Source organism: Pseudomonas sp. JL2 (assembly GCF_031570495.1).
Taxonomy (GTDB): domain Bacteria; phylum Pseudomonadota; class Gammaproteobacteria; order Pseudomonadales; family Pseudomonadaceae; genus Aquipseudomonas; species Aquipseudomonas rhizophila.
Map to the genome: position 1 here is coordinate 1 of NZ_JAKUDH010000043.1, position 15495 is coordinate 15495.

Annotated in this window: 11 protein-coding genes, 1 tRNA gene and 2 pseudogenes; all 14 read right to left on the reverse strand. The window is 56.0% G+C overall.

The features are described 5' to 3' along the window. A pseudogene (locus MKS85_RS28230) lies at positions 1-71 on the reverse strand (elongation factor Tu); the annotation flags it as partial. 30 nt (positions 72-101) lie between these two features. Next, positions 102-2207 (reverse strand): elongation factor G, encoded by a 2106-nt coding sequence (fusA, locus tag MKS85_RS28235; RefSeq protein WP_047230481.1) that lies wholly within the window; start codon positions 2205-2207, stop codon positions 102-104. A 30-nt stretch (positions 2208-2237) separates the two neighbouring features. Next, positions 2238-2708, reverse strand: coding sequence for a 30S ribosomal protein S7 (gene rpsG, locus MKS85_RS28240; RefSeq protein WP_003186074.1), 471 nt, complete (start codon positions 2706-2708; stop codon positions 2238-2240). A 102-nt stretch (positions 2709-2810) separates the two neighbouring features. After that, a complete protein-coding gene (gene rpsL, locus MKS85_RS28245; protein WP_003186084.1) occupies positions 2811-3182 on the reverse strand; it encodes a 30S ribosomal protein S12 in 372 nt (123 codons plus the stop codon). Positions 3183-3398: 216 nt separating this feature from the next. Further along, a complete protein-coding gene (gene rpoC / locus MKS85_RS28250) occupies positions 3399-7598 on the reverse strand; it encodes a DNA-directed RNA polymerase subunit beta' (protein ID WP_047230482.1) in 4200 nt (1399 codons plus the stop codon). Between the two features lie 64 nt (positions 7599-7662). Further along, on the reverse strand, positions 7663-11736 hold the full coding sequence (rpoB, locus tag MKS85_RS28255; RefSeq protein WP_047230483.1) for a DNA-directed RNA polymerase subunit beta: 4074 nt from the start codon (positions 11734-11736) through the stop codon (positions 7663-7665). Positions 11737-11956: 220 nt separating this feature from the next. After that, positions 11957-12322: a 50S ribosomal protein L7/L12 gene (gene rplL / locus MKS85_RS28260; protein WP_027617682.1), complete on the reverse strand. Its 366-nt coding sequence runs from the start codon at positions 12320-12322 to the stop codon at positions 11957-11959. A 78-nt stretch (positions 12323-12400) separates the two neighbouring features. Continuing rightward, entirely contained in the window at positions 12401-12901 is a 501-nt protein-coding gene (gene rplJ, locus MKS85_RS28265; protein WP_047230484.1) for a 50S ribosomal protein L10, read from the reverse strand. 198 nt (positions 12902-13099) lie between these two features. Next, positions 13100-13795, reverse strand: a complete 696-nt coding sequence (rplA, locus tag MKS85_RS28270; RefSeq protein WP_003186095.1) for a 50S ribosomal protein L1 — start codon at positions 13793-13795, stop codon at positions 13100-13102. Next, positions 13795-14226, reverse strand: coding sequence for a 50S ribosomal protein L11 (gene rplK / locus MKS85_RS28275; RefSeq protein ID WP_003176435.1), 432 nt, complete (start codon positions 14224-14226; stop codon positions 13795-13797). The genes rplA and rplK overlap by 1 nt, the downstream gene beginning before the upstream one ends. Positions 14227-14343: 117 nt before the next feature. Then, positions 14344-14877 carry a transcription termination/antitermination protein NusG gene (gene nusG, locus MKS85_RS28280; RefSeq protein WP_003186097.1) on the reverse strand — a complete coding sequence of 178 codons (534 nt, stop codon included), beginning with the start codon at positions 14875-14877 and terminating at the stop codon, positions 14344-14346. A gap of 9 nt (positions 14878-14886) precedes the next feature. Then, positions 14887-15255, reverse strand: coding sequence for a preprotein translocase subunit SecE (gene secE, locus MKS85_RS28285; protein WP_003186101.1), 369 nt, complete (start codon positions 15253-15255; stop codon positions 14887-14889). Between the two features lie 45 nt (positions 15256-15300). After that, positions 15301-15376, reverse strand: a tRNA-Trp gene (locus MKS85_RS28290). A gap of 53 nt (positions 15377-15429) precedes the next feature. Further along, positions 15430-15495 (reverse strand): annotated as a pseudogene (locus MKS85_RS29125) (elongation factor Tu); the annotation flags it as partial.

A 15495-nucleotide genomic window follows, 5' to 3' on the forward strand; every position in this document is an offset into this window, starting at 1 on the left:
CCGTGGTCGACGTGACCGATGGTGCCAACGTTGACGTGCGGTTTGTTCCGTTCAAATTTTTCTTTAGCCACGACAATTAACTCCTAGCTTAAAGGGCTGAATCAGCCTTGCTTTTTGGTAACAGTTTCGACGATATGCGACGGAGCTGTATTGTATTTTTTGAATTCCATAGAGTAGCTCGCGCGACCCTGAGACATGGAACGAACGTCGGTTGCGTAACCGAACATTTCACCCAACGGAACCTCGGCACGAATGACCTTGCCGGAAACCGTATCTTCCATACCCAGAATCATGCCACGACGACGGTTAAGGTCGCCCATGACATCACCCATGTAGTCTTCAGGCGTAACAACCTCTACCGCCATGATCGGCTCAAGCAACTCACCACCGCCCTTCTGGGCCAGTTGCTTGGTCGCCATGGAGGCAGCCACCTTGAACGCCATCTCGTTGGAGTCGACGTCGTGGTAAGAACCATCGAACACAGTCGCCTTCAGGCCGATCAGCGGATAGCCGGCAACAACGCCGTTCTTCATCTGCTCTTCGATACCCTTCTGGATCGCCGGGATGTATTCCTTAGGAACCACACCACCTACGACTTCGTTCACGAATTGCAGACCTTCCTGACCTTCGTCAGCCGGTGCAAAGCGAATCCAGCAGTGACCGAACTGGCCACGACCACCGGACTGGCGAACGAACTTGCCTTCGATTTCACAGTTCTTCGTGATGCGCTCACGATAGGAAACCTGAGGCTTGCCGATGTTGGCTTCGACGTTGAACTCACGGCGCATCCGGTCAACCAGGATGTCCAGGTGCAACTCGCCCATGCCAGAGATGATCGTTTGACCGGTCTCTTCATCAGTCTTGACGCGGAAAGATGGATCTTCCTGAGCAAGCTTGCCCAGAGCGATACCCATTTTTTCCTGGTCATCCTTGGTTTTTGGCTCAACGGCAACCGAAATAACCGGCTCCGGGAAGTCCATGCGAACCAGGATGATCGGCTTGTCAGCGTTGCACAAGGTTTCACCGGTGGTGACGTCCTTCATGCCGATCAAGGCCGCGATGTCGCCAGCGCGCACTTCCTTGATCTCTTCGCGGGCGTTTGCGTGCATTTGCACCATACGACCCACACGCTCTTTCTTGCCTTTAACAGAGTTGATCACGCCGTCGCCGGAGTTCAACACGCCCGAGTAAACCCGAACGAAGGTCAAGGTGCCCACGAATGGGTCGGTAGCGATCTTGAACGCCAGGGCCGCGAAAGGCTCGTCGTCGCTTGCATGACGCTCCATTTCCTCTTCCTCGTTATCAGGGTTGGAACCCTTGATAGCAGGAATGTCGGTTGGAGCAGGCAGGAAGTCGATCACAGCATCGAGAACCAGGGGAACACCCTTGTTCTTGAAGGAAGAACCGCAAACAGCCAGAACGATCTCACCAGCGATGGTACGCTGACGCAGAGCGGCCTTGATTTCCTCGTTGGTGAGTTCTTCACCCTCAAGGTACTTGTTCATCAGCTCTTCGTTGGCTTCGGCCGCAGCCTCAACCATGTTACCGCGCCACTTCTCGGCTTCTTCCAGCAACTCTGCCGGGATGTCCTTGCGAACAGGAACCATACCCTTGTCAGAATCGTTCCAGTAGACAGCTTGCATGTTGATCAGATCGATCTGACCCTGGAAGTTGTCTTCGGAACCGATAGCCAGCTGGATCGGCACCGGAGTGTGACCCAGACGCTGCTTGATCTGACCGATCACGCGCAGGAAGTTGGCACCAGCACGGTCCATCTTGTTTACGTAAACAAGACGTGGAACACCGTATTTGTTGGCCTGACGCCATACGGTTTCCGACTGAGGCTCAACACCCGAGGTACCGCAGAACACAACCACAGCGCCGTCGAGTACACGCAGGGAACGCTCAACTTCAATGGTGAAGTCCACGTGACCCGGGGTATCGATAACGTTGAAGCGATGCTCGTGCGGATACTGCTTCTCGGAACCCTTCCAGAAGGCGGTAATGGCAGCAGAAGTAATGGTAATACCACGCTCCTGCTCCTGCACCATCCAGTCGGTGGTCGCGGCGCCATCATGCACCTCGCCCATCTTGTGACTTTTGCCAGTGTAAAAAAGGACGCGCTCAGTGGTGGTGGTTTTACCAGCATCCACGTGGGCAACGATACCGATGTTACGGTAGCGATTAATCGGTGTAGTACGAGCCATAAAGCCCTCGCAAATTGAGTGACGCTAGAATTAGAAGCGGTAGTGCGAGAAAGCCTTGTTGGCTTCAGCCATACGGTGCACGTCTTCACGCTTCTTAACTGCAGCACCTTTACCTTCAGCAGCGTCCAACAGTTCGCCAGCCAAACGCAGAGCCATGGACTTCTCACCGCGCTTGCGGGCGAAGTCTACCAACCAGCGCATTGCCAGGGCGTTACGACGGGACGGACGAACTTCGACCGGAACCTGGTAAGTAGCACCGCCTACACGGCGCGACTTCACTTCGACCAGCGGAGCGATGGCGTCGAGAGCTTTCTCGAAGATTTCCAGGGGATCGCTGTTCTTGCGTTCCTTAACTTTGTCCAGTGCGCCATAAACAATACGCTCGGCAACGGCTTTCTTGCCGCTTTCCATTACGTGGTTCATGAACTTGGCGAGAATCTGGCTTCCGTATTTCGGATCGTCCAGAATCTCACGTTTGGCTGCTACGCGACGTCTTGGCATTGATAAGCCCTCAAACGGTCTTCAGGTTAGCCCGGGACAGCTAATGCGTGCCCGACCTTACTCTTATCGACTCAATAAAATGAAAAACTGCAAAACGGCCGATTACTTCGGACGCTTGGTACCGTACTTCGAACGACCCTGGTTACGACCTTTAACGCCGGAAGTATCCAAAGAACCGCGAACGGTGTGGTAACGAACACCTGGCAAGTCTTTTACACGACCGCCGCGGATCAGTACCACGCTGTGCTCTTGCAGGTTGTGGCCTTCACCACCGATGTACGAGGAAACCTCGAAACCGTTGGTCAGACGCACGCGGCATACTTTACGCAGTGCCGAGTTAGGTTTTTTCGGCGTGGTGGTATACACACGGGTGCATACGCCACGACGTTGCGGGCAGTTCTGCAGCGCAGGCACGTCGGATTTCTCGACGATACGCTTACGCGGCTGACGTACCAGCTGGTTGATAGTTGCCATCTACTAGCTCCACTGTTGTCTTGCGACGCTATTGTCTTACAAGAAAAGCAAAATGGCAGGAACGAATTCCCGCCAAATTTAGGGGATCAAGAGTCTAAAGAGGATCTTGCTCCCAGTCAAGGCAAGGCCCCGACCTCCCCGCCCGCCGGATCTCGACAATTTGTCTCGATCCAGCAAACGGGATGATCAGGGCCAGGCACTTAATTACCGCAGAACTCAGTTACCGCTCGAGTTCAGTGCTTCGGTCAGTGCAGCTTCCACTTCACTGGCGCTTACGCGCAACGGCTTGTCTGCATCACGACGACGCTTGCGCTCGCTGTGATAGGCCAAACCGGTACCAGCCGGGATCAGACGACCCACGACCACGTTTTCTTTCAGGCCGCGCAGGTAATCGCGCTTGCCGGTTACCGCCGCTTCGGTCAGTACACGGGTGGTTTCCTGGAAGGAAGCCGCCGAGATGAACGATTCGGTGGACAACGACGCCTTGGTGATACCCAGCAGCACGCGAGTGAACTTGGAGACGAACTTGTCTTCCGTCGCCAGGCGCTCGTTTTCCACCAGTACGTGAGTCAGCTCCATCTGGTCGCCCTTGATGAAACTCGAATCGCCGGATTCAGCGATCTCAACTTTACGCAGCATCTGACGCAGGATGGTCTCGATGTGCTTGTCATTGATCTTCACGCCTTGCAGACGGTAAACGTCCTGGATCTCGTTCACGATGTACTTGGCCAGCGCACTCACACCCAGCAGACGCAGGATGTCGTGTGGATCGCTCGGGCCGTCGGAGATAACTTCGCCGCGGTTTACCTGTTCGCCTTCGAAGACGTTCAGGTGACGCCACTTCGGAATCAGCTCTTCGTACGGATCGCTACCGTCGTTCGGCGTGATGACCAGACGGCGCTTGCCCTTGGTCTCTTTACCGAACGCGATGGTGCCGCTGACTTCAGCCAGAATCGAGGCTTCTTTCGGACGACGGGCTTCGAACAAGTCGGCAACACGCGGCAGACCACCGGTGATGTCGCGGGTTTTCGAAGTTTCCTGCGGGATACGAGCGATAACATCACCGATCGCGATCCGCGCACCGTCCGCAACACCGACCAGGGCGTTGGCTGGCAGGAAATACTGAGCGATTACGTCAGTGCCTGGCAGCAACAGATCCTTGCCGTTGTCGTCGACCATCTTCACGGCCGGACGGATGTCCTTGCCAGCAGCTGGACGATCTTTCGCGTCAAGTACTTCAATGTTGGTCATACCGGTCAATTCGTCAGTCTGACGCTTGATCGTGATGCCTTCTTCCATGCCCACGTAGGTCACGGTACCTTTCATTTCGGTCACGATCGGGTGGGTATGCGGATCCCACTTGGCCACGATAGCGCCAGCGTCGACCTTGTCACCTTCCTTGACCGAAATCACAGCACCGTACGGCAGCTTGTAGCGCTCGCGCTCGCGACCGAAGTCGTCAGCGATCGCCAGCTCACCGGAACGGGATACAGCCACCAGGTGACCGTCCACGCGCTCTACGTGCTTGAGGTTGTGCAGACGGACAGTACCGCCATTCTTCACCTGAACGCTGTCAGCTGCGGAGGTTCGGCTGGCCGCACCACCGATGTGGAACGTACGCATCGTCAGCTGGGTACCCGGCTCACCGATGGACTGGGCAGCGATAACGCCGACCGCTTCACCGATGTTCACCTGGTGACCACGAGCCAGGTCGCGACCGTAGCACTTGGCGCAGATGCCGTAGCGGGTTTCGCAGCTGATCGGCGAACGTACGATCACTTCGTCGATGCTGTTGAGTTCGATGAACTCGACCCACTTCTCGTCAACCAGGGTGCCGGCAGGAACGATTACGTCCTCGGTACCCGGCTTGAATACGTCACGGGCGATGACACGACCCAATACGCGCTCACCCAGCGGCTCTACAACGTCACCGCCTTCAATGTGCGGAGTCATTACCAGGCCGTGTTCGGTGCCGCAATCGATCTCGGTCACGACCAGATCCTGCGCAACGTCTACCAGACGACGAGTCAGGTAACCGGAGTTCGCCGTTTTCAACGCGGTATCCGCAAGACCCTTACGAGCACCGTGAGTGGAGATGAAGTACTGGAGTACGCTCAAACCTTCACGGAAGTTCGCGGTAATCGGGGTCTCGATGATAGAACCGTCCGGCTTGGCCATCAGGCCACGCATACCGGCGAGCTGACGGATCTGCGCAGCAGAACCCCGTGCGCCCGAGTCGGCCATCATGTACATCGAGTTGAAGGACTCTTGGTCGACTTCGTTGCCATGACGGTCGATGACCTTCTCTTTCGAGAGGTTGGCCATCATCGCCTTGGATACTTCGTCGTTCGCCTTGGACCAGAGGTCGATCACCTTGTTGTACTTCTCGCCCTGGGTTACCAGGCCGGAGGCGTACTGACTTTCGATCTCTTTCACTTCTTCGGTAGCAGCACCGATGATGCGGGCTTTTTCGTCCGGGATAACGAAGTCGTTAACACCGATGGAAACGCCGGAAATGGTCGAATAGGCAAAACCGGTGTACATCAACTGGTCAGCGAAGATCACGGTCTCTTTCAGACCAACCACGCGGTAGCACTGGTTGATCAGCTTGGAGATCGCCTTTTTCTTCATCGGCAGGTTGACGACGTCGAAGGACAGACCTTTTGGCACAACCTGGAACAACAGCGCACGGCCGACGGTGGTGTCGACGATACGGGTGTTGGTCACGCTGCCGCCATCACGATCGTTCACGGTTTCGTTGATCCGCACTTTGACCTTGGCGTGCAGTGCGGCTTCGCCGGCACGGAACACACGGTCAACTTCCTGCAGATCCGCGAACACACGACCTTCGCCCTTGGCGTTGATCGCTTCACGAGTCATGTAGTACAGACCCAATACAACGTCCTGCGACGGAACGATGATTGGCTCACCGTTGGCTGGCGACAGGATGTTGTTGGTCGACATCATCAGCGCACGCGCTTCGAGCTGGGCTTCCAGCGTCAGCGGTACGTGCACGGCCATTTGGTCGCCGTCGAAGTCGGCGTTGTACGCAGCACAGACCAGAGGGTGCAGCTGGATGGCCTTACCTTCGATCAGTACCGGTTCAAACGCCTGGATACCCAGACGGTGAAGGGTCGGTGCACGGTTGAGCAGCACTGGGTGTTCGCGAATCACTTCGGCGAGAACGTCCCAAACCTCTGGCAGCTCGCGCTCGACCATCTTCTTGGCGGCTTTGATGGTGGTCGCGAGACCACGCATTTCCAGCTTGCCGAAAATGAACGGCTTGAACAGCTCCAGAGCCATTTTCTTAGGCAGACCGCACTGGTGCAGACGCAGGGTCGGGCCTACGGTAATTACCGAACGACCGGAGTAGTCAACACGCTTACCGAGCAAGTTCTGACGGAAACGACCCTGCTTACCCTTGATCATGTCAGCCAGGGATTTCAGAGGACGCTTGTTGGAACCGGTGATAGCGCGACCACGACGACCGTTGTCGAGCAATGCGTCGACAGCTTCCTGCAACATACGCTTTTCGTTGCGCACGATGATGTCCGGAGCGGACAGATCAAGCAGGCGCTTCAAGCGGTTGTTACGGTTGATCACTCGACGATACAGATCGTTGAGGTCGGAAGTCGCGAAACGACCACCATCGAGCGGAACCAGTGGACGCAGGTCTGGCGGCAGAACCGGCAGAACGGTCAGCACCATCCACTCTGGCAGGTTGCCGGAACCCTGGAAGGCTTCCATCAACTTCAGACGCTTGGACAGCTTCTTGATCTTGGTTTCGGAGTTGGTTTGCGGAATTTCTTCACGCAGACGGCCAATCTCGTGCTCCAGGTCGATCGCGTGCAGCAGCTCACGGACAGCTTCGGCACCCATGCGGGCATCGAAATCGTCGCCGAACTCTTCCAGCGCTTCGAAGTACTGCTCGTCGTTGAGCAGCTGACCTTTTTCAAGGGTGGTCATGCCCGGGTCGATAACGACATAGCTCTCGAAGTAGAGAACGCGCTCGATATCACGCAGGGTCATGTCCATCAGCAAGCCGATACGGGACGGCAGCGATTTCAGGAACCAGATGTGGGCAACCGGCGAGGCCAGTTCGATGTGCGCCATGCGCTCACGACGAACTTTTGCCAGCGCGACTTCAACGCCGCACTTCTCGCAGATCACACCACGGTGCTTCAAGCGCTTGTACTTACCGCACAGGCACTCGTAATCCTTTACCGGGCCAAAGATCTTGGCGCAGAACAGGCCGTCACGCTCGGGTTTGAACGTACGGTAGTTGATGGTTTCCGGCTTTTTAACTTCACCGAACGACCACGAACGGATCATCTCAGGCGAGGCCAATCCGATACGGATGGCGTCGAACTCTTCGACTTGACCCTGGTTTTTCAGCAAATTCAGTAGGTCTTTCAAGGCCTTTCCTCCTGGCGGAGCAGAGAGCGGGCAAAACAGCCCCGCTCTCGATTCGCGTCACGTGTTATTCGGTTTCCAGATCGATATCGATGCCGAGGGAACGAATTTCCTTGATCAACACGTTGAAAGACTCGGGCATGCCCGGCTCCATACGGTGATCGCCGTCCACGATGTTTTTGTACATCTTGGTCCGGCCGTTCACATCGTCCGACTTCACTGTGAGCATTTCTTGCAGAGTGTATGCGGCACCGTACGCTTCCAGTGCCCAGACCTCCATCTCCCCGAAACGCTGACCACCGAACTGCGCCTTACCACCCAGCGGCTGCTGGGTAACCAGGCTGTAAGAACCGGTAGAACGAGCGTGCATCTTGTCGTCTACCAAGTGGTTCAGCTTCAGCATGTACATGTAGCCAACGGTAACCGGGCGCTCGAACTTGTTGCCGGTACGGCCGTCGAACAGCTGCATCTGGCCGCTTTCCGGCAGGTCTGCCAGTTTCAGCATGGCCTTGATTTCGCTTTCCTTGGCACCGTCGAACACCGGAGTTGCCATTGGAACGCCGCCGCGCAGGTTCTTCGCCAGATCCAGGATTTCCTGGTCGGAGAAGGTATCCAGCTCTTCGTTGCGTCCGCCGATCTCGTTGTAGATCTCGTGCAGGAACTTACGCAGGTCAGCAACCTTGCGCTGCTCTTCGATCATACGGTTGATCTTCTCGCCCAAGCCCTTGGCCGCGAGGCCCAGGTGGGTTTCAAGGATCTGACCAACGTTCATACGAGAAGGTACGCCCAACGGGTTGAGGACGACGTCGACCGGGGTGCCATTGGCATCGTGCGGCATGTCTTCAACCGGCATGATCACGGAGACCACACCCTTGTTACCATGACGACCGGCCATCTTGTCGCCCGGCTGGATGCGACGACGGATTGCCAGGTAAACCTTGACGATTTTCAGCACGCCTGGAGCCAGGTCATCGCCTTGCTGCAGTTTGCGCTTCTTGTCTTCGAACTTGTCGTCCAGCAGACGGCGGCGATCAACGATATAGGCCTGGGCCTTCTCGAGCTGCTCGTTCAGAGCATCTTCAGCCATGCGCAGTTTGAACCACTGGCCATGCTCAAGACCGTCGAGAACTTCGTCGGTGATTTCCTGACCTTTCTTCAGACCGGCGCCGCCTTCGGCTTTGTGGCCGACCAGAGCGGAGCGCAGACGCTCGAAAGTTGCGCCTTCAACGATACGGAACTCTTCGTTCAGGTCCTTGCGGATCTCGTCGAGTTGAGTCTTCTCGATAGACAGTGCACGAGCGTCACGCTCTACACCGTCGCGGGTGAAGACTTGTACGTCGATGACGGTACCCTTGGTGCCGGTAGGCACACGCAGGGAGGTGTCTTTAACGTCGCTGGCTTTTTCACCGAAGATGGCACGCAGCAGTTTTTCTTCCGGAGTCAGTTGAGTCTCGCCTTTCGGAGTGACCTTACCAACCAGGATGTCGCCTGCGCCTACTTCAGCACCTACGTAAACGATACCGGCCTCGTCCAGCTTGTTCAGTGCGGCTTCACCCACGTTAGGGATGTCCGCAGTGATTTCCTCTGGGCCAAGCTTGGTGTCACGAGCCACACAGGTCAGTTCCTGAATGTGAATCGTGGTAAAGCGATCTTCCTGAACAACACGCTCGGACAGGCAGATGGAGTCTTCGAAGTTGAAGCCGTTCCATGCCATGAACGCGATGCGCATGTTCTGGCCCAGTGCCAGTTCACCCATATCGGTGGACGGGCCGTCAGCCATGATGTCGCTACGCTGAACCCGATCACCCTTGCTCACCAGCGGACGCTGGTTAATGCAGGTGTTCTGGTTGGAGCGGGTGTATTTGGTCAGGTTGTAGATGTCGACACCGGCTTCGCCAGTTTCAACTTCGTCATCGGCAACACGAACCACGATACGGCTGGCATCGACGGAATCGATCACGCCACCACGACGAGCCACGACGCAAACGCCGGAGTCACGGGCAACGTTACGTTCCATGCCGGTACCTACCAGCGGCTTGTCGGCACGCAGGGTCGGTACAGCTTGACGCTGCATGTTCGAGCCCATCAACGCACGGTTGGCGTCGTCGTGCTCGAGGAACGGAATCAACGATGCCGCCACCGAAACAACCTGCTTGGGCGAAACGTCCATCAAGGTGACGTCTTCTGGCGCCTTGACGGTGAACTCGTTCAGGTGACGAACAGCTACCAGTTCGTCGATCAGCTGACCTTTTTCGTTCATGGTCGCCGAAGCCTGAGCGATCACGTGATCGGCTTCTTCGATAGCGGACAGGAACACGATCTCGTCGGTCACCAGACCTTCTTTCACCACACGGTACGGGCTCTCGAGGAAGCCATACTGGTTGGTGCGAGCATAGGCTGCCAGCGAGTTGATCAGACCGATGTTCGGACCTTCCGGCGTTTCAATCGGGCATACACGACCGTAGTGAGTCGGGTGTACGTCACGAACTTCGAAGCCTGCGCGCTCACGGGTCAGACCGCCCGGGCCGAGCGCAGATACACGACGCTTGTGGGTAATCTCCGACAGCGGGTTGTTCTGGTCCATGAACTGAGACAGCTGGCTCGAACCGAAGAACTCCTTCACCGCAGCAGCCACTGGCTTGGCGTTGATCAGATCCTGCGGCATCAGGCCTTCGCTTTCAGCCATCGACAGACGTTCCTTGACCGCGCGCTCTACACGCACCAGGCCAACACGGAACTGGTTCTCGGCCATCTCGCCTACGCAGCGGACACGACGGTTACCCAGGTGGTCGATGTCATCGACGATGCCTTTGCCGTTACGGATGTCGACCAGGGTCTTGAGCACCGCAACGATGTCGTCCTTGTTCAGCACGCCCGAACCTTCGATTTCGGTACGACCGATACGACGGTTGAACTTCATCCGGCCGACCGCAGACAGGTCATAGCGCTCAGGACTGAAGAACAGGTTGTTGAACAGGGTCTCGGCTGCGTCTTTGGTTGGCGGCTCGCCAGGACGCATCATGCGATAGATTTCGACCAGGGCTTCCAGCTGGTTGCCGGTGGAGTCGATCTTCAGCGTGTCGGAGATGAACGGACCGCAGTCGATATCGTTGGTGTACAGAGTTTCAATGCGAACAACCTGGGCCTTGGCGATTTTTGCCAGGATTTCGGTGTTCAGCTCGGTGTTGCACTCTGCCAGGATTTCGCCGGTAGCTGGATGCACGATGACCTTGGCCGTGGTGCGACCCAGAACGTAGTCGATCGGCACCTGCAGCTCTTTGATCCCGGCTTTTTCCAGCTGGTTGATGTGGCGAGCGGTGATACGACGACCCTGCTCGACAATAACCTTGCCTTTGTCATCCTGGATATCGAGGACAGCGATTTCACCGCGCAGGCGCTGAGGCACCAGTTCCAGGCTGAGATTCTCACCCTGCACATGGAAAACGTTGGTGGTGTAGAACGCGTCCAGCACTTCCTCAGTGGTATAGCCGAGCGCGCGCAGCAGTACCGATGCAGGCAGCTTGCGGCGACGGTCGATACGCACGAATACGCAGTCTTTCGGGTCGAACTCAAAGTCCAGCCACGAACCGCGGTAAGGAATGATGCGCGCGGAATAAAGCAGTTTGCCGGAGCTGTGCGTCTTGCCACGGTCGTGGTCGAAGAACACGCCCGGAGAACGGTGCAGCTGGGAAACGATTACACGCTCGGTACCGTTGATTACGAAGGTACCGTTCTCAGTCATCAGGGGGATTTCACCCATGTAGACTTCTTGCTCTTTGATGTCCTTGATCGCTTTGTTCGACGATTCTTTGTCGAAAATGATCAGGCGCACTTTTACCCGCAAAGGTACGGCGTAAGTCACACCGCGCAATACGCATTCTTTGACATCAAATGCCGGTTCGCCCAGGCGATAACCGACGTACTCCAGCGCAGCATTGCCGGAGTAGCTGATGATCGGGAAAACGGATTTGAAGGCCGCATGCAGGCCCACGTCGCGGAACTGATCTTTAGTCGCTCCCGCTTGCAAGAATTCACGATACGAATCCAGCTGGATGGCCAGGAGGTACGGCACATCCATGACGTCCGGCAACTTGCTAAAGTCCTTGCGGATACGTTTTTTCTCAGTATATGAGTAAGCCATCAGCGTTCCCCAGCTTGGTCACCTGCTTGTTTGGCCCCTCCCGACGGGAGCAGCCAGAAAATCGTGCAAACCCCATGGTTTGCGCCACCACATCGGGTGGATACAGCGCGCTATAAGCACCGACCCAGTCGGCTGCCAATAACGGAAAAAGGCCGGTGGCAAAAGCCACCAGCCATCAGCCTGTCGCTTAACGCTCGGGCTGGAGACGCAAAGTCGATGCTTACTTCAGCTCGACTTTAGCGCCTGCTTCTTCCAGAGCGGCCTTGGCTTTGTCAGCTGCGTCTTTGGCAACAGCTTCCAGAACCATGGCAGGAGCGCCGTCAACTACAGCCTTGGCTTCTTTCAGGCCCAGACCGGTCAGTTCACGTACTGCCTTGATCACGTTTACTTTCTTCTCGCCAGCTTCGGTCAGCATGACGTTGAATTCGGTTTGCTCTTCAACAACGGCGGCAGCAGCAGCTGGACCAGCGGAAGCAGCGGCAGCGGAAACGCCGAATTTCTCTTCGAAAGCTTTGATCAGCTCAACAACCTGCAGAACCGACATTTCAGCTACGGCGTTGAGGATATCGTCTTGGGAGATAGACATTACTGTATTTCCTGAATTGGGGGACGGCCTACGCGGCCATCGAAATAAACAAAAAAGCGCGAGAGGAAGTGCTCAGCCTTAGGCTGCGGCAGCTTCTTTTTGCTCGCGAACTGCAGCCAGAGTACGAGCCAGCTTGCTGGTAGCGCCTTGAATCACGCTCATCAGCTGCGAAATGGCTTCGTCGCGGGTCGGCAGTGTTGCCAGTACATCGATCTGATTAGCTGCGAGGAACTTGCCCTCGAACGCAGCTGCCTTGATCTCGAACTTGTCCTGACCCTTGGCGAATTCCTTGAACAAACGGGCAGCAGCGCCTGGATGATCTTTGGAGAACGCGATCAGGGTCGGGCCGGTGAACACGTCGTTGAGAACACTGTATTCAGTGTCAGCAACTGCGCGCTTGAGCAGGGTGTTACGTACGACACGTACGTAAACACCAGCTTCACGGGCCTCTTTACGGAGTCCGGTCATTGCGCCTACTGTTACGCCACGGGCATCAGCCACGACAGCGGACAGAGCGACTTTGGCAGCCTCGTTGACTTCAGCGACGATGGCCTTCTTGTCTTCGAGATTAATTGCCACGGGTTTAACTCCTGCTTGTTACCGTTTCATTCGGTCGAAACCGAATGTCGTTTTGGTGTCTGATTCGGTAAGGAACCGGGAGCACCATCTGCGTAGGCTTGTGGTTTAAGACTTGCGTCGCCTACGGTCTTGGACAGCCCCCGCCAGGCAGGGACCCCAATTTTTCGATTGGCGCAATCGCTTGCGCCAATCTGAGTCTTACGCGTCGAGCGAGCTCTGATCGATGACCAGACCTGGGCCCATAGTGGTGCTCAGGGTAACGCGCTTGACGTAGATGCCTTTCGAAGAAGCTGGCTTGATACGCTTCAGATCAGCGATCAGGGCTTCTACGTTTTCCTTCAGCTTGACGGCGTCGAAGCCAATCTTGCCAACGGAGGTGTGAATGATGCCGTTCTTGTCGGTGCGATAACGAACCTGACCAGCCTTGGCGTTTTTAACCGCGGTAGCTACGTCTGGCGTTACGGTGCCGACTTTAGGGTTAGGCATCAGACCACGTGGACCGAGGATCTGACCCAACTGACCCACAACGCGCATGGCATCCGGGGATGCGATAACTACGTCATAGTTCAGGTCGCCGCCTTTCATTTCAGCAGCCAGATCGTCCATGCCTACGCGATCAGCACCAGCAGCCAGAGCAGCTTCAGCTGCTGGGCCCTGGGTGAAAACAGCTACACGAACGGTCTTGCCAGTGCCGTGTGGCAGCACGGTAGCGCTACGAACGACCTGGTCGGATTTACGCGGGTCAACACCCAGGTTTACAGCAACGTCGAACGACTCGCTGAACTTGACAGTCGACAGCTCGGCCAGCAGAGCGGCGGCGTCTACAAAGTTGTAGGCCTTGCCTGCTTCGATTTTGCCGGCGATAGCCTTTTGACGCTTGGTCAGCTTAGCCATTACACACCCTCCACGTTAAGGCCCATGCTACGAGCAGAACCGGCGATAGTACGCACGGCTGCATCCATATCAGCTGCAGTCAGATCCGCGTTTTTGGTTTTCGCGATTTCTTCCAGCTGGGCACGGGTAACGGTGCCAACCTTAACGGTGTTTGGACGAGCGGAACCGCTGGTCAAACCTGCAGCCTTCTTCAGCAGAACCGAAGCAGGGGTGCTTTTAGTTTCGAAGGTGAAGCTACGGTCGCTGTAGACAGTGATGATCACTGGAGTTGGCAGACCTGGCTCAAGACCCTGAGTACGGGCGTTGAAGGCCTTGCAGAATTCCATGATGTTCACGCCGTGCTGACCCAGGGCAGGACCAACAGGTGGGCTTGGGTTAGCCTGAGCGGCCTTCACTTGCAGCTTGATGTAAGCGGTAATTTTCTTGGCCATGAGGCACTCCAATTACGGGTTCTAGCGCCTCGAAAGGCTCCCCGGTTACTTGCGCGTTTATCCCAGTGACGACAAAACCCCACAGCCTAGGGCTGCGGGGTTGGGATGCCTGTTCAATCAGACCTTTTCGACCTGACTAAACTCTAGCTCTACCGGAGTAGAGCGACCGAAAATGAGCACTGCCACTTGGATCCGGCTCTTTTCGTAGTTAACTTCTTCAACCGTGCCATTAAAGTCAGCGAATGGGCCGTCAGTGACCCGAACAACTTCACCTGGCTCAAACAGTGTTTTTGGCTTCGGCTTATCGCTACCATCAGCGACACGACGCAGAATCGCTTCTGCCTCTTTATCTGTAATCGGTGCAGGCTTGTCAGCGGTACCGCCAATGAAGCCCATCACCCGAGGGGTATCCTTGACCAAGTGCCAAGTCCCTTCGTTCATATCCATCTGTACCAGCACGTAGCCTGGAAAGAACTTGCGTTCACTTTTGCGCTTCTGGCCATTACGCATCTCAACCACTTCTTCAGTGGGGACCAGAATCTCGCCAAAGCCATCTTCCATGCCAGCCAGCTTTACGCGCTCTACCAGCGAGCGCATGACATGCTTCTCGTAACCCGAGTAAGCATGCACAACGTACCAACGCTTAGCCACGGGACACCCTTAGCCAACAATCAAGGAAACAAGCCAGCCGAGCAGGGAATCGAGCCCCCACAACAGCAACGCCATTACCAGAACAACAGCCACAACGATCAACGTGGTCTGCGTGGTTTCTTGGCGAGTCGGCCATACGACTTTACGAATCTCGGTGCGAGCTTCCTTAGCGAGTACAAAGAAAGACTTACCCTTAGCCGTTTGCAGCCCCACAAAGGCAGCAACAGCGGCAATGGCAAGCAATGCAAGTACACGGTACAGGATCGGCGAAGCAGAGTAATACTGATTGCCAACAACGCCAACAACCACCAAAGCGACTACCACTAGCCACTTGAGCAGATCGAAGCGAGAGCCTTGAGCTTCAGCTTTAGGAGTCATCTATGAAGATCCTGTGAAAAGAAAGCCAGATACACCAAGTGAATCTGGCAGGTCAGGAGGGAATCGAACCCCCAACCTACGGTTTTGGAGACCGTCGCTCTGCCAATTGAGCTACTGACCTAAAACAAAATCAGGCCGACCATTATGCCGGCCCGAAAAAGACATTACAACTGTTTACTCGATGACTTTGGCTACGACACCAGCGCCGACGGTACGACCGCCTTCACGGATAGCGAAACG